17 protein-coding genes are annotated in these 24,049 nt (G+C 67.8%); 10 read left to right on the top strand and 7 right to left on the bottom strand.

Annotated elements, in window-relative coordinates; all coding sequences use genetic code 11:
• The first annotated feature begins 235 nt into the window (after positions 1–235).
• The gene (locus AC56LV_RS03675) at positions 236–2,392 is read left to right on the top strand and encodes a TonB-dependent receptor plug domain-containing protein (protein ID WP_499556087.1); all 2,157 of its coding nucleotides are present in this window, start codon (positions 236–238) and stop codon (positions 2,390–2,392) included.
• A 192-nt stretch (positions 2,393–2,584) separates the two neighbouring features.
• Here the strand turns inward: AC56LV_RS03675 and AC56LV_RS03680 are convergent, their stop codons facing one another.
• The 3 genes from AC56LV_RS03680 to AC56LV_RS03690 all read right to left on the bottom strand — a co-directional run bounded on the left by AC56LV_RS03680 (position 2,585) and on the right by AC56LV_RS03690 (position 5,243).
• Positions 2,585–3,853 carry a TCR/Tet family MFS transporter gene (locus AC56LV_RS03680; protein ID WP_499556088.1) on the bottom strand — a complete coding sequence of 423 codons (1,269 nt, stop codon included), beginning with the start codon at positions 3,851–3,853 and terminating at the stop codon, positions 2,585–2,587.
• Between the two features lie 68 nt (positions 3,854–3,921).
• Complete coding sequence (locus AC56LV_RS03685) at positions 3,922–4,581, bottom strand: HD domain-containing protein (protein ID WP_499556089.1); 660 nt, start codon at positions 4,579–4,581, stop codon at positions 3,922–3,924.
• A complete protein-coding gene (locus AC56LV_RS03690; protein ID WP_499556090.1) occupies positions 4,575–5,243 on the bottom strand; it encodes a ribonuclease HI family protein in 669 nt (222 codons plus the stop codon). Before AC56LV_RS03690 ends, AC56LV_RS03685 begins: the two co-directional genes overlap by 7 nt.
• A gap of 87 nt (positions 5,244–5,330) precedes the next feature.
• Here AC56LV_RS03690 and AC56LV_RS03695 point away from each other — a divergent pair, with 87 nt between their 5' ends.
• Positions 5,331–7,277, top strand: a complete 1,947-nt coding sequence (locus tag AC56LV_RS03695; protein ID WP_499556091.1) for a S9 family peptidase — start codon at positions 5,331–5,333, stop codon at positions 7,275–7,277.
• Here the strand turns inward: AC56LV_RS03695 and AC56LV_RS03700 are convergent.
• Together AC56LV_RS03700 and AC56LV_RS03705 are read right to left on the bottom strand one after the other, a co-directional pair.
• Positions 7,274–7,858: a YXWGXW repeat-containing protein gene (locus tag AC56LV_RS03700; protein ID WP_499556092.1), complete on the bottom strand. Its 585-nt coding sequence runs from the start codon at positions 7,856–7,858 to the stop codon at positions 7,274–7,276. The two genes, AC56LV_RS03695 and AC56LV_RS03700, sit on opposite strands and share 4 nt — an antisense overlap.
• Positions 7,859–8,021: 163 nt before the next feature.
• Positions 8,022–8,258: a hypothetical protein gene (locus AC56LV_RS03705; RefSeq protein ID WP_499556093.1), complete on the bottom strand. Its 237-nt coding sequence runs from the start codon at positions 8,256–8,258 to the stop codon at positions 8,022–8,024.
• A gap of 225 nt (positions 8,259–8,483) precedes the next feature.
• On the opposite strand from AC56LV_RS03705, the gene AC56LV_RS03710 reads away from it, so the two are divergent.
• From AC56LV_RS03710 to AC56LV_RS03745, 8 genes are all read left to right on the top strand, one after another.
• Positions 8,484–11,582: a penicillin-binding transpeptidase domain-containing protein gene (locus AC56LV_RS03710; protein WP_499556094.1), complete on the top strand. Its 3,099-nt coding sequence runs from the start codon at positions 8,484–8,486 to the stop codon at positions 11,580–11,582.
• Between the two features lie 91 nt (positions 11,583–11,673).
• Positions 11,674–12,960: a hypothetical protein gene (locus AC56LV_RS03715; protein WP_499556095.1), complete on the top strand. Its 1,287-nt coding sequence runs from the start codon at positions 11,674–11,676 to the stop codon at positions 12,958–12,960.
• Positions 12,957–13,508: a hypothetical protein gene (locus AC56LV_RS03720; protein ID WP_499556096.1), complete on the top strand. Its 552-nt coding sequence runs from the start codon at positions 12,957–12,959 to the stop codon at positions 13,506–13,508. The genes AC56LV_RS03715 and AC56LV_RS03720 overlap by 4 nt, the downstream gene beginning before the upstream one ends.
• Positions 13,509–13,538: 30 nt before the next feature.
• Entirely contained in the window at positions 13,539–14,618 is a 1,080-nt protein-coding gene (locus AC56LV_RS03725) for a hypothetical protein (protein WP_499556097.1), read from the top strand.
• Positions 14,615–15,619 (top strand): hypothetical protein, encoded by a 1,005-nt coding sequence (locus AC56LV_RS03730; protein ID WP_499556098.1) that lies wholly within the window; start codon positions 14,615–14,617, stop codon positions 15,617–15,619. Before AC56LV_RS03725 ends, AC56LV_RS03730 begins: the two co-directional genes overlap by 4 nt.
• A gap of 133 nt (positions 15,620–15,752) precedes the next feature.
• Positions 15,753–17,798, top strand: a complete 2,046-nt coding sequence (locus tag AC56LV_RS03735) for a coiled-coil domain-containing protein (protein WP_499556099.1) — start codon at positions 15,753–15,755, stop codon at positions 17,796–17,798.
• Between the two features lie 7 nt (positions 17,799–17,805).
• Positions 17,806–20,082 (top strand): bifunctional serine/threonine-protein kinase/formylglycine-generating enzyme family protein, encoded by a 2,277-nt coding sequence (locus tag AC56LV_RS03740; RefSeq protein WP_499556100.1) that lies wholly within the window; start codon positions 17,806–17,808, stop codon positions 20,080–20,082.
• 69 nt (positions 20,083–20,151) lie between these two features.
• Positions 20,152–21,042 (top strand): pirin family protein, encoded by an 891-nt coding sequence (locus AC56LV_RS03745; RefSeq protein WP_499556101.1) that lies wholly within the window; start codon positions 20,152–20,154, stop codon positions 21,040–21,042.
• A 201-nt stretch (positions 21,043–21,243) separates the two neighbouring features.
• On the opposite strand, the gene AC56LV_RS03750 is transcribed toward AC56LV_RS03745, so the two are convergent.
• Positions 21,244–22,833: an FHA domain-containing protein gene (locus tag AC56LV_RS03750; RefSeq protein ID WP_499556102.1), complete on the bottom strand. Its 1,590-nt coding sequence runs from the start codon at positions 22,831–22,833 to the stop codon at positions 21,244–21,246.
• Positions 22,834–22,971: 138 nt separating this feature from the next.
• The gene (locus AC56LV_RS03755; protein ID WP_499556103.1) at positions 22,972–23,952 is read right to left on the bottom strand and encodes a PP2C family protein-serine/threonine phosphatase; all 981 of its coding nucleotides are present in this window, start codon (positions 23,950–23,952) and stop codon (positions 22,972–22,974) included.
• Positions 23,953–24,049 lie beyond the last annotated feature (97 nt).

Raw genomic sequence — 24,049 nt, forward strand, 5'->3', positions numbered from 1 at the left:
GCATGTCAGACGGAAATTCTGTTGCCGCTTTTAACACTGTTGAGGCGAGTGTACCGCAGGTAGCCGGGGGATGGCGGACAGTGCAAGCATTCGCTTGGCTATTATCTTTAGATTCCATTCAATAGTAATGATTGATGCTCATTTATAGAATCAAAGATTTCTATATTTACGTTTACACTTTGCTACAAAGTGGCATATTCTGGCCCGGCGTGTTCAATAACCTGGAGAAGCCGCCGTGACGAATCTGCCAACGTACTACACCGTGTCTCTGTTGATCGCTGCAAGCCTGCCGATACCGGCAGCTGCCCAGACTGAACCTGGCATCCCGCAGGTAGACATCCGGGGCAGCGCTGCCGGTTACGACGCGCGTCGCGACGATACCGCCACCCGCATCATCATCAAGCGCGACGAACTCACGCGCTACGGCGACCGCTCCATCCTGGATGCACTGCGGCGCGTACCCGGTGTGACGGTTGACGGCAGCAGTGGTCAGGGCGGAACGATCCAGCTGCGTGGCCTGGGCGCCGGCTACACGCAGGTACTGATCAACGGCGAACGGGCACCTGGCAACTTCAGCTTCGACACGCTGTCGCCCGAGGTGGTCGAGCGCATCGAGGTGCTGCGCGCCGCGACGGCAGACCTGTCGACGCAGGCGGTGGCCGGCACGGTCAACATCGTCTTGCGCCACGTGGCCAAGACACGGGAGCGCGAATTCAAGCTGGGCATGCTCGGTTCGGATGTGTTCAGGGGGCCAAGCGCGTCCCTGCAACTGAGCGACCGGCGCGAGGGCTTCGCCTGGTCGCTGGCCGGCGATGGCGTGAGCGAACGGTTCGACCGCGTCAATGGCATGGTGCTGGAAAACACGGGAACCGACGGCGCCATCGACCTGCTGCGCACGACGGCGACCGATGAACGTGGCCGCATGCGACGCCTGAACCTGACGCCGCGCCTGGAGTGGACACTGGCTGGCGGCGACAAGATCACGTCCGAAACGTTTGTGAACGTGACCCGGTTTCGCCACCGTGGCCATGCCCTTGTCACCACGCTGATCGGCGGCCCGCCACCTGCGCCCGATCTGGTCACGCACTACCGCGCCGATGACGAAACCGCGCGCACCGACCTGCGCTGGAGCAGGGGCTTCCCGTCCGGCGCCAGCATCGAAGCCAAGCTTGGCCTGACGGGTGAGCGCAGCGAGAATGTGAGTCTGCGCGATGGGCGCGACGCGGCCGGCGATCCCGAGACGGACGGGCGCATCGACGGCGCGCGGCGCGACCGGGGCGTCAATTCAACCGGCAAGGCCATGCGCAAACTCGGCACCGGCCATGCACTGGCCGCCGGGTGGGATGGCGGCGTCACCTGGCGCGATGAAACGCGCGTCGAGCAGGATCGTGTGCGCGCATTCCCGTCCGGGCTGGCGCTGGACGAAACGTTCGACGCGCGCGTGACCCGGCTCGCCATGTATGCGCAGGACGAATGGGACATCACGCCGCACTGGTCGATGTACCTGGGCCTGCGCTGGGAGGGCATCCGCACGCGCGCATCCGGCAACTCGTTTGCCTCGACCCGCACGGGCTCCGGGGTCTGGAGTCCGGTGGTGCAGACCTTGTGGAAGATCCCGGGCCGCAAGGGCGACCAGATGCGCTTTGCACTCACGCGCACCTACAAGGAGCCGGACTTGTGGAACCTGCTGCCGCGTCGCCAGGCGTTCGAAAACAACAGCGCCACCGAGGCCGACTTCCAGGGTAATCCGAACCTCAAACCCGAACTGGCGTGGGGCATCGACGCCGGGTACGAGCATTACTGGGCCGAGAATGCGATGGTGTCGATCGCCACCTCGCTGCGCCGCATTGACGATTACACGAGCAACCGCATTTATTTTGACGGCTACCGCTGGATCTTCACGCCGGTGAACGACGGCCGCGCCGAGACCCGCTCAGTAGAGCTGGAAACGAAGTTTCCGCTCAAGTCCCTGTTTGCGGATGCGCCGGAAATCGACGTGCGGGCGGGCGTGGCGCGCCACTGGTCGCGCGTCGAATCCGTACCCGGCCCCGATAACCGTCTCGAACGGCAAACGCCCTTGTCGGCGAACCTGGGGATCGATTACCGCCGGGGCGCGCTGACGCTGGGCAGCAGCGTGGCGCACAAGCGCAACGGCCTGGTACGCGTGACAGCCAATCGCGGTTATTACACCGCGCCGCGCACCGACCTGGACGCGTACGCCGCCTGGCGCATCGATACAAAGCGCTTGCTGCGGCTGTCGCTGGCCAATCTGCTGCGCGAGAATGAAGGCTTCGAGCCGTCGTACGCCGACCCGGTAACGGGCCTGGAAAGACGCAGGTTCTATTTCACCGGGCCGCTGCGGGCCACGCTCACGTATCAGCTGGCGTTTTGATGCTGTGATCCTTGAAGTAGCGCCCAAAAAAAGCGGGGGTCAAAAAGCGGGGGTCAGGTCTGACATTCGGACACGACCTCAGCACTATTTCTTGGCAAATGCATCAATTCCGGCACTGGTGCCTGAACCCACGTCGAAAACTGCGCAATCGTCATCCAGGCAAGTGCTCAATGCTGAGGTCGTGTCCAAATGTCAGACCTGACCCCGGCTTTGGATCTGGCCTTGTGGTTCGTCCGGTTTGTGGCTGCAGAAGTAGCGCCAGGCTACGATCAGCGCCAGCAGTTGCATGAGCGCGCACAGGTAGAAGCTGCTGCCGACGCGCCAGTCCGATTGCGGCAAGTGGCTTACGGCGCTGAGGATGCCCGTGCCGAGCAGTGGCGTGATGATCACCGCGAGACTGCCGATCGACTGCAGGGAGCCCATCAACTCGCCCTGCTGGTCGGGCGGCGAGGATTTTGAGACGAGCCCCTGCAGCGCCGGGCCGGCGGCGTAGGCGAGCACATTGCACATGATGAAGACGTACATCATCCAGCCTTCGGTCGCCAGGGCGTAGGCGGCATACGCCATGGCGCCCGAGCCCAGGCCCAGGAGGGCCAGGCGCGGTTCGCCAAAGCGCCGGATCAGGATGCCCAGCAGCCCGGCCTGCACGATGACCGACGTCAGGCCCACGCAGAACAGGGCGATGCCGTTGTCGCGCGGCGTCCAGTCGAAGCGGAAGGTGGTGTACAGCACCCAGGTCGATTGCAGCATCATCTGGGCGAAGGTGGCCAGGAACACGGCGACGACGAGACCGCGGATGTCCTGGCGTCGCACGAGGCGCATCAGCGCCGTGAACGGGTTCAGGCGCGCCCATGCGAATGGCGGGCGCGCGCCGGGTGCCAGCGACTCGGGCACGACGAAGTAGCCATATATCAGGTTCGCGCCAGAGAGCGCGGCGGCGACGTAGAACGGCAGGTGCAGGTTGCTCTCGCCAAGCACGCCGCCGAGCATCGGCCCGCAGATGAAGCCCAGGCCAAAGGCGGCGCCGATCTTGCCGAAGCTCTTGGCGCGGTTTTCGCGGGTCGAGATGTCGGATGCGTAGGCCGAGGCCACTGACATGCTGGCCGACGACATGCCGCCGATGACGCGCCCGAGGAACAGCCAGGCCAGGCTGGGCGCCCAGGCCGTGACGAGAAAGTTCAGGCACATGCCGCCCATCGAATACAGTAGTACCGGGCGCCGGCCGACGCGGTCGCTCAGCGCACCCAGCGCCGGCATGAACAGAAATTGCAGCAGGCCGAACACGGTGGCCAGCACGCCGTACCAGAGCGCGCGCATGTCGGCGCCTTCGACGAACTGCCCGACCAGCAGCGGCAGCACGGGTACGATGAGGCCAATGCCGAGCATGTCGATGAACACGCAGACCAGCACGAAATTGAGGTTGCCGCTAGATGCTTGCGGCACGGTGGTCGTACTGGTCATGGACACCTCGGCAGTTGGCGGTCGCCTATCTTAGCATTGCGGCAACGCCTGCATGCCGTTAGCAAACGTCAGGCGCCGCTCCACTCGGCCGCGAACTGCGCCCGAAACGTCATCAGCTGATCAAGGCGTTCACGGCCCACGGCGCGCGCAGCTTCCGTCTGCATCATGTCCGGCAGCTTGTCGAGCTTGACGACGATGTGGTCGAGCGCATAGCGCCGATCGTCGTGCGCGCGGTCGTCGCCCAGCGGATCGGTCGGATGCGCCAGGCCGCTTTCCATGCGCCCCGCGATGTAGAACATGCGCGCCAGTCCCACCAGGCCCAGGCCGTCGAGACGGTCGGCGTCCTGCACGATTTTTGCCTCGATCGTGGTGGCGGGGATTGCCGCCGAAAAGCTGTGCGCTTCGATGGCATGGGCGACCGCGTCGAGTTTCTCGGGCGGGAAGCCCAGCGGCGCGAGCGACTCGCGCGCCAGTTCGGCCGAGCGGCGCGACGCCTGATTGCGCGCGGGGTCGTTCTTCGGCAGGTTCACCAGGTCGTGCAGATAGCTGGCCGCCAGCACCACCAGGCGGTCGGCTTCCGGGTGGTGCGCGAGCAGGGCCTGGGCGTTGCGCCAGACGCGGTCGAGGTGGGCGCCATCGTGGGCGCCGTCGGTGCCGGCATCCTGCGCCGCCAGCGCAATGAGTTGTGTGCGCCAGGCGGCGAAATCGGTCGGAGTACGTTCTAGCATGTTGATGTTTCCGGTAAAAGAGGCGGCACGGCGCGCTGCGAGAGCGCATCGGCCTCTGAATTCTTGTGGCGCGGGATCCAGCGCAGCTGCGCCTGCGGCAGGCGCGCGAGCAGGGCGCAGGCGCGGTCGCGGTACTCACGCAGGCTGGGCGCACTTGCGCTGGCGGGGCCGTTCACGTCGTCGATCACGACCTGGCTGTCGCCAACCACCAGCACATCGTGCGCGCCGTGCACGACAGCCGCATCCAGCACGGCGATCAGGGCCAGGTATTCCGCTTCGCTGCTGTTGCCGTAGCCGGCGTCGTGCGAGATGGCGACGCGCACGCCGCCCGGGCCTTCGAGGACGGCGCCGATGCCGCAGTGACCGGGATTCGGGCGCGCTGAGCCGTCGAACCAGGCCCGCCACGCCGTCTTGCCAGCCCCCGCGCCCCGTGTGCGTGCTGCGCTGGCCAGCGCTGCGCGTCGGTCTGACTGCTGCGCCGCATGCTGGCGCAACGCGGCGCGTTCGGCCAGCAGGTGCGCCAGGCCAGCCAGCCCAGCGCTGTGCGTGAGCGTGCGGGTAAGGGCCTCAAGTTCGCTCAGGCCGGCGCGCGTCATCAGGCGCCGGCTGGCCGCCAGTTCGGTCTTGAATGCGGCGGCGCGCAGAAGGCTCAGGTCGTTCATGGCGAGAGCATAACCGATCTTGATTCGTTGACAGAAGTTAAGACTTTTGAAACACTGGATCGATGCTGTCCAACACGAGGAGAAGTGATGCGTCCGTCCCGCCATGCAGTCCGATTGTCCCTGTTCGCCGTGCTGGTCGGCGCCGCGTCGATGCCGTTGCACGCCACGGCGCAGGTTGAAAAACCCGGCGCGCAGCCGCTGGCGAAAGCACCGCTCAAGCCGGGCAAGCGCTACACCATCGAGCAGTTCATGGCGACGACCTCCGTGACCGGCGCCTCGTTCAGCAAGGACGAGCGGCAGATCCTGTTCAGCAGTAACGCGTCCGGCATCTTCAATGCGTACACGCTGCCCGTGGGCGGCGGCACGCCGCGCGCGCTGACCACGTCCACCGGCGATTCGACCTACGCGGTGGGCTACTTCTACAACGACGACCGCATCCTGTTCACGCGCGACACGGGCGGCGACGAGCAAAATCACCTGTACGTGCTTGAACCAGGCGGCAAGGAGCGCGACCTGACGCCCGGCAAACTGAAGGCCTCGTTCGCCGGCTGGAAGCCCGATGGCAGCGGCTTCTACGTCGCCACCAACGAGCGCGATCCGAAATTCTTCGACATCTATCTGTACGACGCGGGCAGCTACGACCGCACGATGGTGTACCAGAACGACAGCGGCATGAACGTCTCGGACATCAGCCGCGACGGCAACTGGCTCGCGTTCGACAAGTCCAGCACCACGTCCGACAGCGACGTCTACGTGTATCACCTGCCGACGCGCACGATGAAGCACATCACGCCGCACACTGCACCGGCCAGCCATTCGGCCGCCACGTTCGATCCGCAATCCAAGCGCCTGCTATTCACCACCAATGCCGGCGGCGAGTTCACGCGCATCGCCGCATACGATCTGGCCAGTGGCGCGACGAGCGATGTCGAGAAAGCCGACTGGGACCTGCTCGATACCAGCTACTCGCGCAATGGCGCCAACCGGGTCAGCATCGTCAACCGCGACGGCAGCATCGACGTGCGCGTGTTCGACGCTGCCGGCAAACCGGTCACGCTGCCCAAGCTGCCGGGCGGCGAGATGCGCCAGGTGACGTTCTCGGCCAGTGGCCGCCTGATGGCGTTCTATCTGAATGGCGACCGCTCGCCGAACAACCTGTACGTGCACGACTTTGGCAGCAAGAAGACCACCCAGCTCACGCGCAGCCTGAACCCGGCCATCGATCCGAACGACCTGGTGGAAGCCGAAGTCGTGCGCTTCAAATCGTTCGACGGCACGGTGATCCCGTCGATTTACTACAAGCCGAAGGGCGCAGCGCCGAATGCAAAGGTGCCAGCGGTGGTGTACGTGCACGGCGGGCCAGGCGGACAGACAATGCGTGGCTACAGCGCGCAGATCCAGTACCTGGTCAATCACGGATACGCGGTCCTGGGCATCAACAACCGGGGCAGCTCGGGCTATGGCAAGACGTTTTTCCGCGCGGACGACCGCAAGCATGGCATGGAGCCGCTGTGGGATTGCATCGAAGCGAAGACGTGGCTGGCCAGCCAGTCGTACATCGATGCCGAGCGCATCGGGATCATGGGCGGCAGCTACGGCGGCTACATGACGCTGGCGGCGCTGGCGTTCCGGCCCGAGGCATTCAAGGTCGGCATCGACATCTTTGGCGTGAGTAACTGGGTGCGCACGCTCGAGAGCATTCCGCCGTATTGGGAAGCGCAGCGCAAGGCGCTGTATGACGAGATCGGCGACCCGGTCAAGGACAAGGAATTTCTGGTAGAGACGTCGCCACTGTTCCACGCGCACCGCATCATCAAACCGCTGATGGTGATCCAGGGCGCGAACGATCCGCGCGTGATCCGGCCTGAAAGCGACGAGATCGTGGAAGCGGTCCGCAAGAACAAGGTCGACGTCGAGTATGTCGTGTTCGATGACGAAGGCCATGGTTTCTCGAAGAAGAAAAACCAGACCGAAGCGAGCGCGAAGATCCTGGCGTTTCTGGACAAGCACCTGAAACGCCAGGAAGTCAATTAACGACGATAGGGATTGTCCGGCCGGCTGTCATGGCGGTTGCGCACGCCGTCGCCATCGCGGTCCCGGTCGTGACGGTTGCGGATGCCGTCGTTGTCGCGATCGCGGTCGCGGTAGTTCGGTACGCCGTCACGGTCGAAGTCCGGTCCGCGCCCGCGGCCATTGCCGTGGTGGCGATCGCGATCACGGTGGTGGTCGCGGTAGCCGCGGTCGCGATCATAGCCGTCATGGCCGCGCACATACACGGGCTGCGGGCCGTAGTGGTGGCGCGGGCCGCGGTTCCAGCGCGACGGTTCCATCACCCAGCGGTTGCCGCGATGGTGCCAGCTCGGCGGCGCGTACACATAACCAGGCCGCGCGACGACGTAGTGGCCGGGCACCCAGTCATGGCGATGGCCGCGCCATTCCCAGTAGCCGGGCGCCCAGACGTGGCCGCGACGCGGACCGGGGATGCGCTCGTAAATGGGGGCGGGCGGGGCGCTGCTGATCACGACCGAGACATGCGGCTGGGCCTGTGCAGACAGCGGGATGGCGGCAGCCGCGCCAATGGCGATCAGGGCTGCAAGAATAAGCGGGGATTTCATGGTCGTCTCCAGATCCGTAAGCGGATAAGCGGAATATAGCAATCCGGGATCGGTGACGCGAAGCCTGAAGCAAGTTATTACATCTGACACAGATTGGTGGCGTTTGCCGTCCACCTGGCCGCCGCGCGCCGCCCGTTGGGGGCGCCGCGACGACCGACCGCGGTCACAGCCGGCTCGCTGCGGTGACGGTGTCGAGTGCCAGCAGTTGCGACTTCTCGACGCTGTTCAGGCGCTTGGCGGTGACGGTCACGGTGGCGATCTTGGCGCCGCTGGCGATTGCCGCGCTGCTTGCATTGAAGACGTTGGCGTTGGCGTCCGATACCTTGGCCAGATAGCCGACAGGAACAGCGATCAGGGCGGCGGCGATGAAGACGGCTTCCATGTGTTTGAGGACGTTCATTTTGCTTCTCCTTGGTGGGTGAGTGGTGTGTCGATGTGTGTACTTTAGGCGCGTCCCCGCAAGGCTTCCAGCGGTGTGCGACGAGCCGCAGAAAATGGGGGGTGAGCTGCATCAGGGCGGCCCTGAACCTGTGCGCGCAGCGTCAATCCGCTCAGCGGTTTCACCGCCCCTCCGCTAGCGTTGCGCAACGGCGCATGGGCGCCACGCTATCCTCGGGAAACGTGCATGACCGGCCCCTTCGCCACCCTGTCCCGCAACATCGCCGCGTCGCGCACGGCGCGGCGGCGCGCCCGCAATCTGCGCCGGGGCTGGACAATTTCGCTCGGCCCGGCCTGGGCCTGGGCCGCGCTGGCGCTGGTGATGGGCGGTGCGGTCGCGCTGGCGCTGCACGCGCGTGCGTTGCCGAACGATGCGCAGGATGTTCCTGGCGCGCAGGCACTGGCAGCGCTGCAGCCGCTGGCACCGGGCCTGGAACTCGTCGTGCCGGCCGACAGCGGCGTGTCGCTGACGCAGCGCGGGGCACTGGCGCTCGTCATTGCGAGCGGCATGCAGACCGGGCCGGCGGTCCGGGTCGACCTGTGCACACAGATGCTCGACCCGGCGAACGGACGGCTGCTGCCGCTGCGCGTCGGTTATCCGTTCAGCGAAGCGGCAGCGCTTGCGCGCAGTAGCAATGGACCAGCACGCAGCGTGCTGCTGGCGCGCGACGGCTCGGCCATGCCGCGCATCGACATCACGGGCAACGCCGTGACTGGCCTGGCCATCGGCTGGAGTGCCGGCTTCGGCACCGCCAGCTGGATCAGCGACGCGACTGGCGGGGTGGCGACGCATGCGCGCCAGGGCCAGGCTGCGCTGGGCGGAGCAGGCTGGCTGTTGTGGCGTGGCGAAGCGCTGCGGTTCACGCGCCAGCCGAGCGGCGCCTGCCCGCAGGCCGGTGAACTGGTGCTGCAGCATTTCCAGCCTGGTGAGCAAGTCGCCAAAGCGGCCTTCGTGCAGGCCTTCCCGGCAGTCGGCGCCCCCGTCACATTGCGCTTGCGCCCCGGCGTATGGACCGTGCCGCTGGTCCCGGGCACCGGCCTGGAAGACCAGGCGCTGTTCGAGGTGCTGCGGGCGCGCGGCTTGCTGCGCCTTGGCCGCGACGGCTTGATCGAACTGGCGCCGCGCGACTTGCTGGCCTGGCTTCAGGCCGACGAGGCCGTGCGCGCGCCGCTGCCCGGCTGGCAGGATTTTCAACTCGATGCAGGCGACCGGCGCCTGCTCGAGCGCCTGCATCACCGGGCCGACGGCGCCTTCGTGCGCGAACAGGTGCGCGTCTTTAACAGTGAACGGCGGCTGGTGGCGTGGCGCGTGCGGCCCGGCGCAACGGCAATCTGGCAAGCGGCAGTGGCAGGTACTCCGGCCGTGCGCGAGGCGGGCCTGCCGCTGGCAGCGATGCGCCTGTTCGCGCAGTTGCCGCAAGACTGGGCGCCGTGGAATCGTGTCGGCGGCTGGGAGGGCGGGCGGCGTGGCAGCCTCGTGATCCTGAATTTGAGCCTGAGCACACGAGCAGAAGGCAGGCCGCTGGAACTGCTGGTCGCCGGCCGCGTGCGCAGTGTGCTGGGCGCCACGGTGGCGGCCCGCGGCGTCTGCGACGGGCGCGCCTGTCCGGACGCGGGCGCCGTGGCGCACCTGCTGCTGTCGCCACTGCCGGGCGCGACATCGGTCAAGGTCGAGATCGAGCCGCTCGACCTGGCGAGATTGTCCGGCGGCGCCGACGCGCCTTATCGCCATCTGAAGGTCGAGCGGGGAACGCTCGCGTGGCAGGCGCTGCCGGCTGGCCGCCGCAGCGTGCGGCCCGCCGGCGCTGCGGTACGCCTGACCGATCGCAACGGCGAAGCCCTGTGGCAGGATGGCGCGCCGTCGGTCCACGCGACGCTGGCCGGCCTGGCGCCGCTGCTCGGCGTGCACCGCCAGCACGATGGCAGCGTGGCCGGCATGCTGGCGCGCCTGGGCGGGAGCGACCATGCGGCGAGCCTGACGCTCGATCTGACGCTGCAAGCGCGGGCCCAGGTGCTGCTCGACTGCATAGGCCAGCAGGGCGGCCAGTGGGATGGGCGCGTCTGCCGTGGCGCCCAGCCCGCGCCCGCCGAGCGGCGCGCCGGCCTGGTGCTGCTCGACGCCGGCACGGGCGACATCCTGGCGGCGGCATCGAGCGGCGGCCACACCGCTGCGCCCGACAACTGGCCCGAGGTCCGCGACTTCGACCGCGCCGATCCGGCCCGCAGCCCGCTGCGCATCGCCGCGTTCCAGCATGACGGCGGCGCCCACCGCGCACCCGGCTCGACCTTCAAGGTGATCACCGCGCTCGGGCTCGAGCAGGCCGCGCGCGGCGACAAGCAGCTCGACGCGCTGCTGGGCGGCTTGCCATTGCCGCAGGTCGACCGCATTGCGGGCGATGGCGGCTACGACTTCCGCACCGATGCGCCCAGCTATCCGGCGGGCGGCACGCGCGCCCGCATCACCAATTTCCGTGACCAGATCATCGGTGCGCGCGCCGCAGACGGCCGCCTGGGCCTGGCCGGCGCGATAGCGCACAGCGTCAATACGTGGTTTGCCTGGGCCGGTGAGTTGAGCGACCGCACGCTGCTCGGCCAGCCAGACGGGGGCATGCCGGGCGCCACCGCGCTGGAGCCGGGGGCGCTCGATGCGGCGCGGCCGGTGGCCGCGATGGCGGCGCGCCTGGGCTTTGGTGAGCCGCTGCGGCTCGACGGCGGCTTGCTCCCGCCGGATTACCGCTGGAGCGACTGGGATGCGCTGTCGGCGTCCGCGTCACAGCTCGATCCGATCCACAGCCGCCATGAATTGCGCCAGATGGCAATTGGCCTGCGCATGCAGACCACGCCCCTGCAAATGGCGCTGGTGGCCGCGAGCGTCGGCGAGGGGCGCAGCGTGACACCGCGCCTGCTGCTGGCGCTTGACGGCCGCGACGCTGCGTCCAGCGAGGGCGCGCCTCTTGGCGTGCGGCTGGACCGCGTACGCGCCGGCATGAAGGGCGTGATCGATTACGGTACGGCGGCCGGTGCATTCCGCAGCCCGGCATTCTCTGCACTGCGCCCCGGCCTGTATGGCAAGACGGGCACCGCGCCGGTCGGCACTGACGATCTGGCCACGGTCTGGTTCATGGGTTACCTGGAGCCGGGCAGCTTGCCGGGCCAGACCCGCCGGCTGGCATTTGCCGCCTTTGTCAGTCATTCGGCGCTGACGGGCGGAGGCCATGCGGCGCCGGTCGTGGCAGCGCTGCTGGCATCCATGGCCGGGCAGTCGTTGGAAAAGAGGCACAAATAGGGGTCTCCATCGCGCCTGAATGCTGTAGTTGTATGGCATCATCTATTTCACTGTGCAACACGTGCGCAGCGAAATCGAGGACGAGGAAGGTATGCGTTTACCGGGCACCCGGTATCAGGAGCACGGCTGGGAGCAGGTCCGCAAGTTGCTGGGTCAGTGTTCCCTGCAGGCGCTCGCCCGCATCGACCCTGCCAGTCTGCAGGGCGCCGATACGGACGCGTCGCTGGCCGCGTATGTCGAGGCGGTCGCGCCGATCCTGCACGCAGGCGGCAGCCGCGCGCATGCCCCCGGTAACAGCTACGGCGAGACGACCGCCGAGCTGGCCCTGAGCCTCGTCTACGAACTGCAGGCGCGGCCCGCCGACTGGGCCGCACTGTGCACGGCCGTGGCCTCCGAATCTGCGCGCATCGGCCCGTTCTGGACGCAACCGGGCGGCGACGCGCTGCTGCGCAAGAAATTCAATGACCTGTATGCGGTGTTGCGCGACAAGGTCGACAGCGATCACTATCAGGTGGCGTGCGGCCGGCCCTGCAGCCCGAACCGCATGTACGCGTACCGGATGCTCGACACGGCTTACCACGACATCGCGCGCCTGTTCGAGGGCTGGCGCGAACATGGGCCGCAGGTCGGCGCGATCCTGGGCCGCAGCGTTGAGGCGATGCCGATCGAAGTGCGTCAGCTGCGCTCGATCGCCGACTGCAAGCCCGAATGGATCCTGCGCTGGAGCGAAAGCCAGGAGGCGCACACGGGCGCACCCGGCCCATTGCACACGCGCTCGAAACGCTTCGCCAGCCTCAAATCGAATCCCGACAAGATCGGCGCGATGCTGCGCGAAATCGGCGAGTACGACGCGCTGTCGGCCAACCGCGACAGCGACTGGCTGCAGGACGCCAGCGCGGCCGACGCCTGGCTCGACGATTACTGGCGCGTGCTGAACGAGTCCGAACAGGGCAGTACGCCGGGCCCGGACCAGATCCTTGAAGCGCGCCAGGAAGCGCTGGACATCGATCTGGATGCAGATCCGGACATCGAAGCGCCAATGACTGCACCACTGACCTGCATCGCGCCCTGCGTTTCACTGCCCCCCAACTACCTGGTAGTGGCAGCGACGGTCGAGGACCATGCCAGCTGGGCGGCGCGCCGGATGGCGCAGGACAGCTTGCCGGTACGCCTCGCGGTGTACCTCAAGCTGCTCGGGCCATTCGACGACTGTTACCCTTCCGAATGGTGCGACCCCGCCACGGGCGAATTGCCGACGATGGGCCAACTGGCCCAGCTCGACGGCGTCTCGCTGCCAACCCTGCGCAAGCGGCGCGACGCCGCGATACTGCGCTTGAACGAGGTGGCTGGACTACAGGAGGAACAACGATGGGCATGACGAACCTGGATCGCAAACTGCAGGCCGGCGCGTTGCTGGCGCGCCGCGTGGAAGGCGATGGCCTGATGCTGGCCGACGCCGTCCTGCTGCAGGCGCTGAACGGCAGCCGGCCGCTGACGCACGGCGAACGCGCGGCGCTGCAGGCGTCGCCCCTGACGCTGCGCCGCATGCGCCATCTGGCCGATGTGCGCCGCACGCAGCACATGACCTGGACCGGCAGCGCGGGACTGCTCCGCGCGGCCGACAGCGGCGCGCCTTTAGAGGTGCTGCGCACGGATGACCAGATGTGGCGCCTGCACTTCGTCGACCAGGGCGGCGTGCCCGGCGTGGTCGTCCAGCTCGATCTGGACGCGCCGGGCGCTGCGCAACTGCTGGCTGCGCGCGCGGCGATCGCCGTGCGCGACGGCGCCGGCAGCGTGATCGTGCAGGGCAGCCTGGACGCGGACGGCGAGTGCGAAGGCCCGTGGCCGTTTGCAGCCACCCCGTCGGTCCATTTTCAACGGCACGGGGCGTGCTTCGATGTGATGCCCGTGCCCCCATCCACATAGTGCAGTTCCCGAATTCGCTCAAGGATAACGATGCTAGGTTCACTGTTCAGGAATCCCCTGCGACGCCCGCCACGGCAGGACGCGTTCGACGCGACCCTGCTCGGCAGCGTGGCAATCGCGTTGCCGGCGCCAGCCGGGATCACCATTCCTGCGCCGTGCGCCGTCGTGCTGGTCGACCGCGGTGGCCGCAGCCGCCGACTGGCGGCCGGCAGCCGCATCGCAGCCCTCGATGGGGAAACCGCCTGGTGCGTCCATCCGGGGCCGTACACCTGTGATCTCGTCCCGTTTGCCGGCGCGCCGGAGATTGGCCTGCGCGTGAGCTTTGCCGTCGATGCCAGTGATCCGCGCGCCACGCACCAGCGTTTCGACCTGTTTTTGGCCAGCGAAGCGGGTAGCACGGTCGACCTCGCGGGCTTTGGCGCGCTGGCGCAAACGGCGCTGCAGCGCGAGCTGGCCCAGGGCAATTTCGACCTGCCGCCCTGCACGACGCTCGAAGAGTGGAACACGTTCCGGTCCGGATTCAACCAGTTGATGTACACGCGCTTTGGCGTGACGGTCGACGATTGCGTGCCGGTTGACCTCGGTGCGGCGCACGATTACCCGGCGCTGCTGGAAGCACGGCTGGCGGCGCAGGCCGTGCCCGTGACGGCGGCAGTATCGGCTGAGCCAGCGGCTGCGATGCCAGCCGAAGCGTTCGTGCCAGCCTGCGAAGATGCCCGCGCATTGCGGCGCCTGTTCCTGGAACTGCCTTGCCTGATGTGCGCGGTGCGCATGGCAGTGCTGCCGGCCGATCAGGGGCGGTTCCGCCAGCACCAGGAGTTGCTGCGCCGGCTCGACCTGGTCAGCCTGTCGGTCGGCACGATGCCGGCGCTCGAACTGGCTGCGCCCGGTCAGCCACTGGAACCCCAGGAGCAGTTGCGCCGCGCACGCCACAGTCGCCGCGCCGCCGCCGCGCTCGATGAAGCCTGGGCACTGCTGGCACGCATGAAGGTCGCCGGCGAAGGACCGCTCGACGTGCTGTTCGACGAAGCCGATCGCATCGTCGCCAATCTCGAGGCCGAAATGAGCGCGCGCCGCGTCACGCACGTGCAGGACGAGGTGGCAGCATGACGGCGCCTGTGTTCGAAGCGAGCTGCCGCAGCATCCTGCCGGACGGCAGCATGCTCACGATCACCGCCACGCGCCGCCCGCGCGCGGGCCGCGCCGACGTCAAGTGCAGCGTGCCCGGCGCGCCGGCGCAGGCCGAGCGGATGCAGCAGGTGGTGCGCCTGGCGCGCCATACCGAGCCGCGCTACGACAGCCGCGACCAGGTGGTGCTCAGCGCAGATCGCGCGTTGGATCCGGCCGCGCGCGACTGGGAACTGGCCGCCGTGCTGGCCGACCGCATCGTGCGCGGCGTGTTTCAAGCGGCGCGACCCGTGGTGGCCAATGGCTGGTCCGACGCCTGGCACCTGGGCCGGATCGATGGCCGTGCCCTGGTCAATGTGCCCGACGGCGTGCTGGCGGGCGGCCCGGACGCCTTGCCGCACCTGGGCGCGCTGACGGGTCAGCCGGATCCTGTCGCAGCCACGGCCAGCGCGCGCGCCTGGTTCCCGCTGCACAGCGGCGGCGAGCACGATGATCTCGGCTGGGTCGAGGTGAGCGTGCGGCCGCTGGCCGGTGCGCTTGACGCCGACGACGATGCCATCAGCGTGCCCGACCTGGACGCGCTGCGCCAGGGCCAGGTGCGGGCTGTGCTGGCCGGCGCCCGGCATTTTGACGGGCGTGGCCAGGGACAATGGAAAACGACGGTGCGGTTTGGCGAGACGGACTTTTCCGGCGATTCGTACGGTCTGGCGCTGGTGATGGCCGACCGCATCGCGCGCGGCCGTGAATTCATGGCGCGGGGCCGGGTGATCGCCACCGGCACGTCGAGCGCCTGGCATGCGGGCAGGGTCGAGACCGTGGATGCGCTGGCGCCGAAGTGCGCGCTGATCCTGCGCGAAGCGGGGCCGGGCGACCGCATCCTGCTGCCCAAGGCATGGGAAGGTGCGCTGCCGCAGGGGATGCGCGAAGCGCTGCGTGCGCGCGGCGCGAGCCTGGCCTGTGTGGAGCGCATCGGCATCATTTGAGATCACTGGTTTGACATCGCGGGCGTGCGCGAGCGCACCGCGGCCGCAGACAGTGCGCTGCTAGAATCGGTGGCTTGGACGGCAGGTTGGCAAGCAGAAGGCAAGAGAGAAAACGGAGTCGGCTATGTTGCACATGTTCGGAGTAAACGGCGCCAGCTGCCCGCGGTGCGAGCGCAAGAATGGGGCTGATGCACGCTACTGCGCGGGCTGCGGCGTGATCCTGGGGGCGCCGCGCAGCAAGCCGGTGCTGGTCGAGAACCGCTGGGTGCCCGCGCCCGATGAACTGGCGGTGTTCTTTGGCCTGCGCGAATTGTCCGGGCTGTTCGTCAAGACGCTGCGCGTACCCGCCACGGCGCGCGGTTTCATCCTGCAGGGCGACAAGGCGACCGAAGTGCCGCAGGGCGAATACGAACTCGAAGGTTTCTTCACGCGCCTGAACCATCTGCTGCGCGACCAGCACGCCGAAATCCTCGTCACGCGCACAACGGCACTGCCGGTGCCGTTCGACTTCGATGACATCCCCACCTGCGAGCAGCTTGCCATTTCGGTGCGCTTTACGGTCAGCATCAAAATTGAAAACGTCCCGGCCTTTGCACGCCACTTCATGACCACGCCTGGCACCATCGGCACGCCCGAGTTGCGCGAACTGCTGGCCCACCCAGTGCGCCAGCTGGCGCTGGAATTCATCGGCGCGCGTTCGATCCGCGAGATGGCGGCCGGCGGCGCGCTGCGCGAAGAATTCGACGAACGCCTGCAGGGTGGCCTCAAGCTTCTGCTGGCCGATTACGGCCTGGCCGTGACGAGTGTGCAGACGGTGGAGCTGCGCCACGATAAATACGACGCCAACCGCGCCCGCGTGGGCAGCATGTGGCTGGCGGCCGACGAGCAGCATGTGCAACTGGCGCACAAGCGCCACCTGGACGAGCTGTACACGGCCGAAGAATGGCAGGGCATCAAGCGCAGCGAAGAAGAAGCGCGCCTGCGCATCCGGCGCGCCGAGCTGCGCCAGGACGATGCGATCGCGCGCGCCGAGATGTCGCTGCAGGGCGCCGACCGCGCACACGGCGTGCGGGCACGCCAGATCGAACTGTATGGCCGCATCCTCGAAGCGAACTCGCGCGAGCAGGCGCTGGCGCAGGGCGCCGGTGAAGTGCTGGCCGAGCTGCAGCACGAGGCCGCGCAAAAGGGCGCGCAGCGCGCCGACGAAGCGGCGCAGTGGCAGCACTTGCGCACGCTGGCCGGTGTGCACATGCGCGCCGAAGTCGCCAGTGCCCAGCAGGAAGCGCAGCATGCGCGCCAGTCGGCGCAGCAGCGCTTCTCGCAGCAGTTGCTGCAGCAGCAGATCCGCCACAAGATCGACCAGGCGCGCCTGATCGAGGACGCAACGCGCCAGCGTGACGAACTGATTCGCCTGCGCGAGAGCGAAGCCGAAGCGGCGCGCCGCATGCGCGACATCGACGAAGCCGAATACCAGGCGCGCTATCAGGCCCTGAAACTGGCCAACGATGCGCGCCTGCGCGAGGCAGGCCGTACGCAGGAATGGGAAGACGAACAGGCGCGCCAGCGCATCGAGGGCGCCCGGCGCGGCGCCGGCAAGCTCGATGCCGAGGCCCAGCAGGACAAACTGCAGCGCACGATCGAGCTCGAAGCATTGCAGGCACGCTCGCTGCAGGACGTGACGCTGCACGCCGACGAACGCCGTGCCGGTCTGGGCGAGGCGGCGCGTGCGGGCGAGCGGGCACACGAGATCGCGCTTGCCCGCCTGGCGATGGAACGCGCCGCGGCGCTGGGCGCGATGGACGATACGGCCAAGCTGGCCCTGGCCGACGCCGCCAATGCCGTCGTGCTGGCCGATTACCTCAAAACGCGCGTGCATGCCGACATGGATGCCGACCAGTTGACGGCGCTGGCCGGCGTGGCCGGCGCCGGCAAGGTCGACCTGGGCGAAGCAGCGCGCGCGGCGGCGCAGCTGGTGCGCGACGAACAGGCGCGCCGCGAACACGAAGTGGACAAGGACCGGCGCCATCAGCTCGACCTCTTGCGACTGCAGAACGACGTGAACAAGGCTGCCCTGCATGCGCAGGCCGGTGTGGCGGGTGCGCGCCAGTGCGTCCACGGTCATGCTCTGCAACGCGACGATCGCGTGTGCGCCGCCTGCGGCGGGGCGCCGTCTGCCTGATCGATCAATGCAAACTGCCATCGACAAGATCCGCGAACTGCGCGCGCTGCACGACGACGGCCTGTTGAGCCGGCAAGAGTTCGAGCTGCGCAAGAACGCGATCCTCGACGCGGCCTACCAGCCCGGCGAGCGGCCTGCGGATCCGGACGCGCTGTACGACGCATCTGCACCTGCAGCGCGCCCGGGCACCGAAATCGGCCTGATGACGGGGCAGGAAATCGGCCCGCAAAACCGGCGCTACCGGCTCGAACGCCTGATCGCGCACGGCGGCATGGGCCAGGTGTGGCAGGCGACCGACCTGGCCACGCACGCCGAACTGGGGCACAGCGCCCAGGTCGCGCTCAAGATCCTGCCGGCGCATGCGACATCCGCCGCCAGCCACGCCAAGCTCCTGATCCAGGAAGCCACGCGCGCGCGGCGCCTGGCGCACGAGCATATTGTGCGGGTCTACGAGTGGGCGCAGGACCCGGCCACGTCGAGCTTTTTCCTCATCATGGAATACCTCGAAGGCGAGGACCTCGACGCCGTTCTGGCGCGCGAAGGCCGCCTGCCATTGGCGCGCGTGCTGGCCTTGCTCGACCCGGTCGCCGCTGCGCTGGACTATGCGTGGGACCGGCATCACCTGGTCCACCGCGACATCAAGCCGGGCAATGTGTTCGTCACGACCAAGGGCGACGTCAAGCTGCTCGACTTCGGCATCGCGGCGCGCGCGCGGGCCAGCGGCCCGGCGTCGAAGCTCGATGCACCGGCCACGTCCGGCACGGCCGGCTACCGCGCGCCGGAAGCGGCGATCGAAGGCCGCACGCCAGAGCCCACACTGGACGTGTATGCGGTCGCGGTCATGATTCACCAACTGCTCACCGGCGTGCTGCCTGGCGAACCGGGCGGCACGGTGCCCGAAACGCTGGGCGCGCGCCAGTGGGAGGTGCTGCGCGGCGGTTTCGGGCGCGACCCTGCGGCGCGCCCGGCCAGCGTACACGCGCTGCTCGCTGCGATCCGCGCGGCGGCCGGGCCGTCCGCCCTCGAACAGGCCGCGCAGGACGCGCGCGAGCGCATCGAGCAGGAACGCGTGGCGCGCGAACTGGCTGCGCGGCGCGCGATCGAGGCCGAGGCGGCCGCCGTCATCAAGGCACAGCAGGACGAGCAGCGCCGCGTGCAACTGCGCGAACAGCAGCGGCGCGAACGGCTCGAGGCCGAACAGGCACGCCTGGCGCGCAAGGAATCGCTGCGCCAGCAACTGCTGGCACGGCGCGACGAAGAAGTCGCCAAGACCCAGGCGGCCAAAGAGGAAGCAGCGCGCAAGGCCGCGCAACTGAAGGCCGCGGCAGCCTATCTGGCACAGCAGAAAAAGGCGCGCGAGGAGGCTGCTGCGGGCACTGTGAGCGACCCCGTCAGCCAGGAACGGGCGCCCGACGTAGCGGCGGCCGTGGCAGTGGCAGATGTGCCGACGGCGGCGGCGCCGGTCGCCGACACCGGCATCCTGCGCGACGCCTTCATCGACGGCAGCGGCAGTGGCCCGGCGATGGTGCTGATCCAGACGGGGCGCTTCCAGATGGGTTCTCCCGAGCACGAGCGCCGCATCGCGATGGCGGCCGGCTCGCAAAAGAACTGGATCGCGCGTGAAACCCCGCAGCACTGGGTCGGCATCGAGCGTCCGTTTGCGATGGGCCGCTATCCGGTGACGGTGGGCGAGTGGCGCGCCTTCGCGCAGGCAAGCAGCTGGCAGCCGGCCGGCGAGGTCGACTGGGCTGCGCCGGGCTTCCCGCAAACCGACGACCATCCGGTGGTTGGCGTGACGTGGTTCGACGCGCTGCAATACGTGGCGTGGCTGAGCGCAGCGACCGGCAAGCGCTATCGCCTGCCGAGCGAAGCCGAATGGGAATATGCATGCCGTGCCGGTACCAGGACCGCATTCAACACGGGCGACACGATCGCCACGACGCAGGCCAATTTCGACGGCACGTTCACCTATAACGGCGGGCCGCGCGGCGAGTTCCGGCACGGCACCACGAAGGTCGATACCTTCGCACCGAATGCCTGGGGTCTGCACGACATGCACGGCAATGTCTGGGAATGGGTGCAGGACGTCGTGCACGAGAACTACGACGGCGCACCGGGCGACGGCAGCGCCTGGGAAACGGGCGGCGACCAGGTGCGCCGCATCCTGCGCGGCGGCTCGTGGCTGTACAACCCGCGCTATCTGCGCTCGGCACTGCGCAACGGTTTCTCGGCCGTGCTGTCGAACGACATCGTCGGCCTGCGCGTGGTGCGCGAACTGATGTAGACAAGACTGGAAGGCGCCGGGCGATCCGGTGTACAGTCAGGCATTGCCTTCATTTCTACGACACCTGCCATGGCCATCGCGCACCTGTTTCGATCCCACGACAAGGACCTGGGCGGCGGTTTCACCGTGCGCCGCCTGTTGCCCGCTGCAGCCCGCCAGTCCATCGGCCCGTTTCTGTTTTTCGACCATATGGGTCCGGTGGAAGCGCCGGCCGGCGCCCGTCACGATGTGCGGCCTCACCCGCACATCGGGCTGGCCACGGTCACGTACCTGTTCGAGGGCGCGATCATGCACCGCGACAGCCTGGGCACCGAGCAGCGCATCGAACCGGGCGCCGTCAACTGGATGACGGCCGGTAGCGGCATCGTGCATTCCGAGCGCACACCTGAAGATCTGCTCGAGCGCACGCGCCGCACGCACGGCCTGCAACTGTGGGCGGCGCTGCCGCGCGAGCACGAAGAAACGCCTGCTGCGTTCAGCCACACGCCGGCCGACCAGATTCCCGAAATTGCACTGCCGGGCGTCACGGTGCGGCTACTGGTGGGCAGCGCGTTCGGCCAGACGTCGCCCGTGCCGACTTTCAGCCAGACGCTGTACCTCGACGTGCAACTGGCGGCCGGGGCGGCCATCGAACTGGACGACTTGCCCGATGAAACCGCGCTGTACGCACCGTTCGGCACGATCGAGATCGACGGCGAGCCGGTGGCCGCCAACACGATGGCGATGCTCGAGCCGGGGGCGGCGGTGCGGGTGAGCGCCGCTGCCGGCGCGCGTTTTGTCGTGATCGGCGGGGCGCCGCTCGACGGCAAGCGCTTTATTTTCTGGAACTTCGTGTCGAGTAGCCGCGAGCGCATCGAACAGGCAGCGCGCGACTGGGAAAACGATCGCTTCGTGCCGCTGGCGGGCGACAATGAACGCATTCCGCTGCCGCAGTGGCCGCCAACCTGGCGCCGCGATTGACCTTGCCGCGCGGCTAACGCGCGCCGGTTCGGTGCGGGCGGGCGTAATCTGGGATCACTCTGCGCGTGTCAATACGAGGGAGGAGATGCCATGAAAATTCCTGAACACCTGCGTGCGCCGGCGATCGTGTTCGCCCTGCAAGCCGTGTTGCTGGCGGGTGCGGCGCTGGTTTTTCTGGTGCTGGTGCCGTCCTACGGCTGATCAGGCGCTGAGGGCGGCAGCAAGCAAACTGCGGCGGTCGACGCTGCGGCGGTCGGCGCGCGCCTCGGGATAGGCATTGGGGACAAAGCGCGCCGCCATGCCGATGCCGGGTTGTTGCACCCGGTCGAGCGTGCCACTGATCGCCAGCGGCGCGTCGCGGCCGTTCGCCCGGTCACGTTGCCAAAAGCCGCCATGACGGTGGAACAGCAGCGGCAGGGCGGCGGCGCGCGGCAGCGCCATCGGCTGGACGCCAGCGCTGGCGCCGTTGAGTGCGGCCTGACCAACGGGCGGCACGGCATCCGGCGCCATCAGATAAAAACACTCGGCCCGTGCGCCCGCATCGAGCCGGTGCAGTACGACCGCATGCGCCAGCAGCGCCGTTACTTCGAGCGTGACGATGCCCTTGATGCTGGCGGTCAGTTCGATGCGCATGCCAAGGCGCAGCTGCACCGGCATGTGCTTGCCGGGCCAGACGCCGTCGAGCAGCAAGCCGTAGCGTGACACGTCTTCGATCTCGAACCCGGCGCGGCTGCGGCGGATAATGGCATGGCGACCGGACAGCCGGCGCGTCAGGCCACCGCTATCCATGCCGGTTTCGCCATGGTGGGCCAGCAATACGTCGGCGTCGGGCGCGTCGAACTCGAAGCGGCCCAGCATGAATTCGTCGAGCGCGAACAGGCGCACGTGGCGCTGCGTGGCCGAATCGGCTTCGGCGTGCACGAGGCACGCGCTGTCGGTCAGGCACGGATGCGTGGCCGGCTGGGCCGGCAGGTCGATCTCGATCAGGTCTTCGTCCCAGGCAATGGTGGTCATGCCCATGTCAATCTTGCCGCTGCCATTGCCGCCGTCCAGGTTCAGGTGGGCGATGGATGCGTTGCGGGCCACGACATCGATATCGATGCGCCCGCCGCCCGGTGCATTGACGCGGGCAATGCCGGCGTCGTCGGCCGTGACGCGCACATTCTTGTGCGTGGCGAGGAAGGTCTGGTGGATTTCACCCAGGCTGGCATCCTGGCGCGGCACCAGGATCACGGGCGAGCAGGTCCAGGTGCGGCTGGCGTCGGGCGCATGGGCGTGGCGGCTGTGCAGTTCGATCTCGATGCGGTACTGGCCGTGTTCGAGGCCGCGCGATGAAAATTCGAGAAACAGCGGCCGCCAGTCGCCGCGCGAAGTGCGCTGGAAGCAGTAGCTCTCGCCGCCGTGCAGGCGCAGCGCCGAATGCACGAGCATGCGCACGTCGGGCGCGCAATCCATCGGCATGCCGCGCAACTCGAGCCGCAGTGCTTGACGGCCGCCAGCTGCACGCGGATCGAACCCGCTGATGTGCAGTTGCGGGCGCTGCAGGCTGGTCGGCGCTGGTGGCGTGGCCGGGACGACCGTGTCACGGCGCGTACGCACGGCGCTGATTGTATCGAAACTGGCTGGCAAGCCATCGACCACCGCATTTGCCGACGGCGGCAACGGCGCGGCGTGCGCCTGGTACGCACCGGCCGCAGCCTCGGGCTGGGCATGCCCGTGCGCGCACCGCACCTCGCCGGGGGCGACCCAGACGGTGCAGTGCGGATGCGCGGGATTGCGGCAGCGGTTCATGTCAGATTGACCAGTCAGGAAAGTTCGAAAACGGTATTGCAAGCTTACGCTGTTTTCAGCAGGCACGGCGCACCGAGCTCGTTGATTATCAACATTATTTACCTACGAAATCAACTTATTTTGCCATCTTTCCAACGTTCAATAACTTGCGCCGTCGTCGTCCAGCGGCAAGGCGGTTTCGTCGGCGTGGCGGGGCAGGGGTCGCAGCACGAGCGCGGTTAGATTATCCGGTTGCAAACCAGCTGGCGGATCGTTCTCCATCAGTCCGAACAGGCGTTTGAGGAGCGTTGCCGCAGCTGGAGAATCGCCCAGCAGTGCCGGCCAGCGCGCGACAAACACGTCGGGCTGCGCACACGACCAGAAGCCGTCGGTGGCCAGCAGATACGCTGCGTCGGCCCGCAACTGCAGCGCGCGGCGGTCGGGCAGGTGGGCCAGCCAGCATGGCAGGTTCGCGGGCGTGAGCGCAAACAGCCCGTCAGACAAGCGCGATGGATCGGCAAAGGCATTGCCCAGAATGAAGGCCTGGGCAATCTGCGGCGCGTGGCGGCCATGGACGTCGCGCCACCAGTCGGCTTCGCCAAGCCGGCCTGCGAGTGCGGCGCCGGTGGCCGGCACATGGTCGATCGTCAGCGCCGTCGCGTGCTGCGCATCGAGTTCATACAGCCGCGAGTCGCCCACGTGGTACAGCAGCGGCGCGGCGCCGGGCGGCAGTTCGAGCAGCGTGAGCGTCGTGCCGGGCCGGCCCGTCGCGCCGGCGCCATCGGCAAACTGCGCCTGCAGCGTGGCGTGCAGGACATCGAGGTGGGCCGCCAGCGCATCGAGTGTCGTGCAGGGCGGCATGGCGAGAAGGCCAGCGGCAAGCGCTTCGGCCGCTTCGCGCCCGTGGCCATGGCCCCCCATCCCGTCGAGGACTGCCAGACGGCCATGCCCGGCAGGCCAGCCGACAATCGTCGTGATGACCGGGAACTGGTCGTGCAGATGGCAGGCGCGGCCGTCGAAATCGATGACGACGAAGTTATCCTGGTTTTCGCTACGGGTAGCGGGCCCCACACCCACACGGCTGGTCACGGCGACATCGAAGGAGGGGGCAAAGCGAAAGTCGGCGAGCGTTGGCGGCATGGGCTGGGGCGTAATCGTGTGATGACTCTGAGTGATGCCACTGTACTACTGTTTATTGGCAATTCATGCGTTGAACAGCTGCTGTTATCCGCGTCGC

It is taken from the genome of Telluria sp. RB2R28 (genome assembly GCF_059685835.1).

What these genes read in the sequence shown, in the direction of transcription:
- AC56LV_RS03680 (WP_499556088.1), bottom strand. Translation starts at nt 3,853, where the DNA reads ATGACCAGTACGACCACCGTGCCGCAAGCATCTAGCGGCAACCTCAAT.
- AC56LV_RS03685 (WP_499556089.1), bottom strand. Translation starts at nt 4,581, where the DNA reads ATGCTAGAACGTACTCCGACCGATTTCGCCGCCTGGCGCACACAACTC.
- AC56LV_RS03690 (WP_499556090.1), bottom strand. Translation starts at nt 5,243, where the DNA reads ATGAACGACCTGAGCCTTCTGCGCGCCGCCGCATTCAAGACCGAACTG.
- AC56LV_RS03695 (WP_499556091.1), top strand. Translation starts at nt 5,331, where the DNA reads ATGCGTCCGTCCCGCCATGCAGTCCGATTGTCCCTGTTCGCCGTGCTG.
- AC56LV_RS03700 (WP_499556092.1), bottom strand. Translation starts at nt 7,858, where the DNA reads ATGAAATCCCCGCTTATTCTTGCAGCCCTGATCGCCATTGGCGCGGCT.
- AC56LV_RS03705 (WP_499556093.1), bottom strand. Translation starts at nt 8,258, where the DNA reads ATGAACGTCCTCAAACACATGGAAGCCGTCTTCATCGCCGCCGCCCTG.
- AC56LV_RS03710 (WP_499556094.1), top strand. Translation starts at nt 8,484, where the DNA reads ATGACCGGCCCCTTCGCCACCCTGTCCCGCAACATCGCCGCGTCGCGC.
- AC56LV_RS03715 (WP_499556095.1), top strand. Translation starts at nt 11,674, where the DNA reads ATGCGTTTACCGGGCACCCGGTATCAGGAGCACGGCTGGGAGCAGGTC.
- AC56LV_RS03720 (WP_499556096.1), top strand. Translation starts at nt 12,957, where the DNA reads ATGACGAACCTGGATCGCAAACTGCAGGCCGGCGCGTTGCTGGCGCGC.
- AC56LV_RS03725 (WP_499556097.1), top strand. Translation starts at nt 13,539, where the DNA reads ATGCTAGGTTCACTGTTCAGGAATCCCCTGCGACGCCCGCCACGGCAG.
- AC56LV_RS03730 (WP_499556098.1), top strand. Translation starts at nt 14,615, where the DNA reads ATGACGGCGCCTGTGTTCGAAGCGAGCTGCCGCAGCATCCTGCCGGAC.
- AC56LV_RS03735 (WP_499556099.1), top strand. Translation starts at nt 15,753, where the DNA reads ATGTTCGGAGTAAACGGCGCCAGCTGCCCGCGGTGCGAGCGCAAGAAT.
- AC56LV_RS03740 (WP_499556100.1), top strand. Translation starts at nt 17,806, where the DNA reads ATGCAAACTGCCATCGACAAGATCCGCGAACTGCGCGCGCTGCACGAC.
- AC56LV_RS03745 (WP_499556101.1), top strand. Translation starts at nt 20,152, where the DNA reads ATGGCCATCGCGCACCTGTTTCGATCCCACGACAAGGACCTGGGCGGC.
- AC56LV_RS03750 (WP_499556102.1), bottom strand. Translation starts at nt 22,833, where the DNA reads ATGAACCGCTGCCGCAATCCCGCGCATCCGCACTGCACCGTCTGGGTC.
- AC56LV_RS03755 (WP_499556103.1), bottom strand. Translation starts at nt 23,952, where the DNA reads ATGCCGCCAACGCTCGCCGACTTTCGCTTTGCCCCCTCCTTCGATGTC.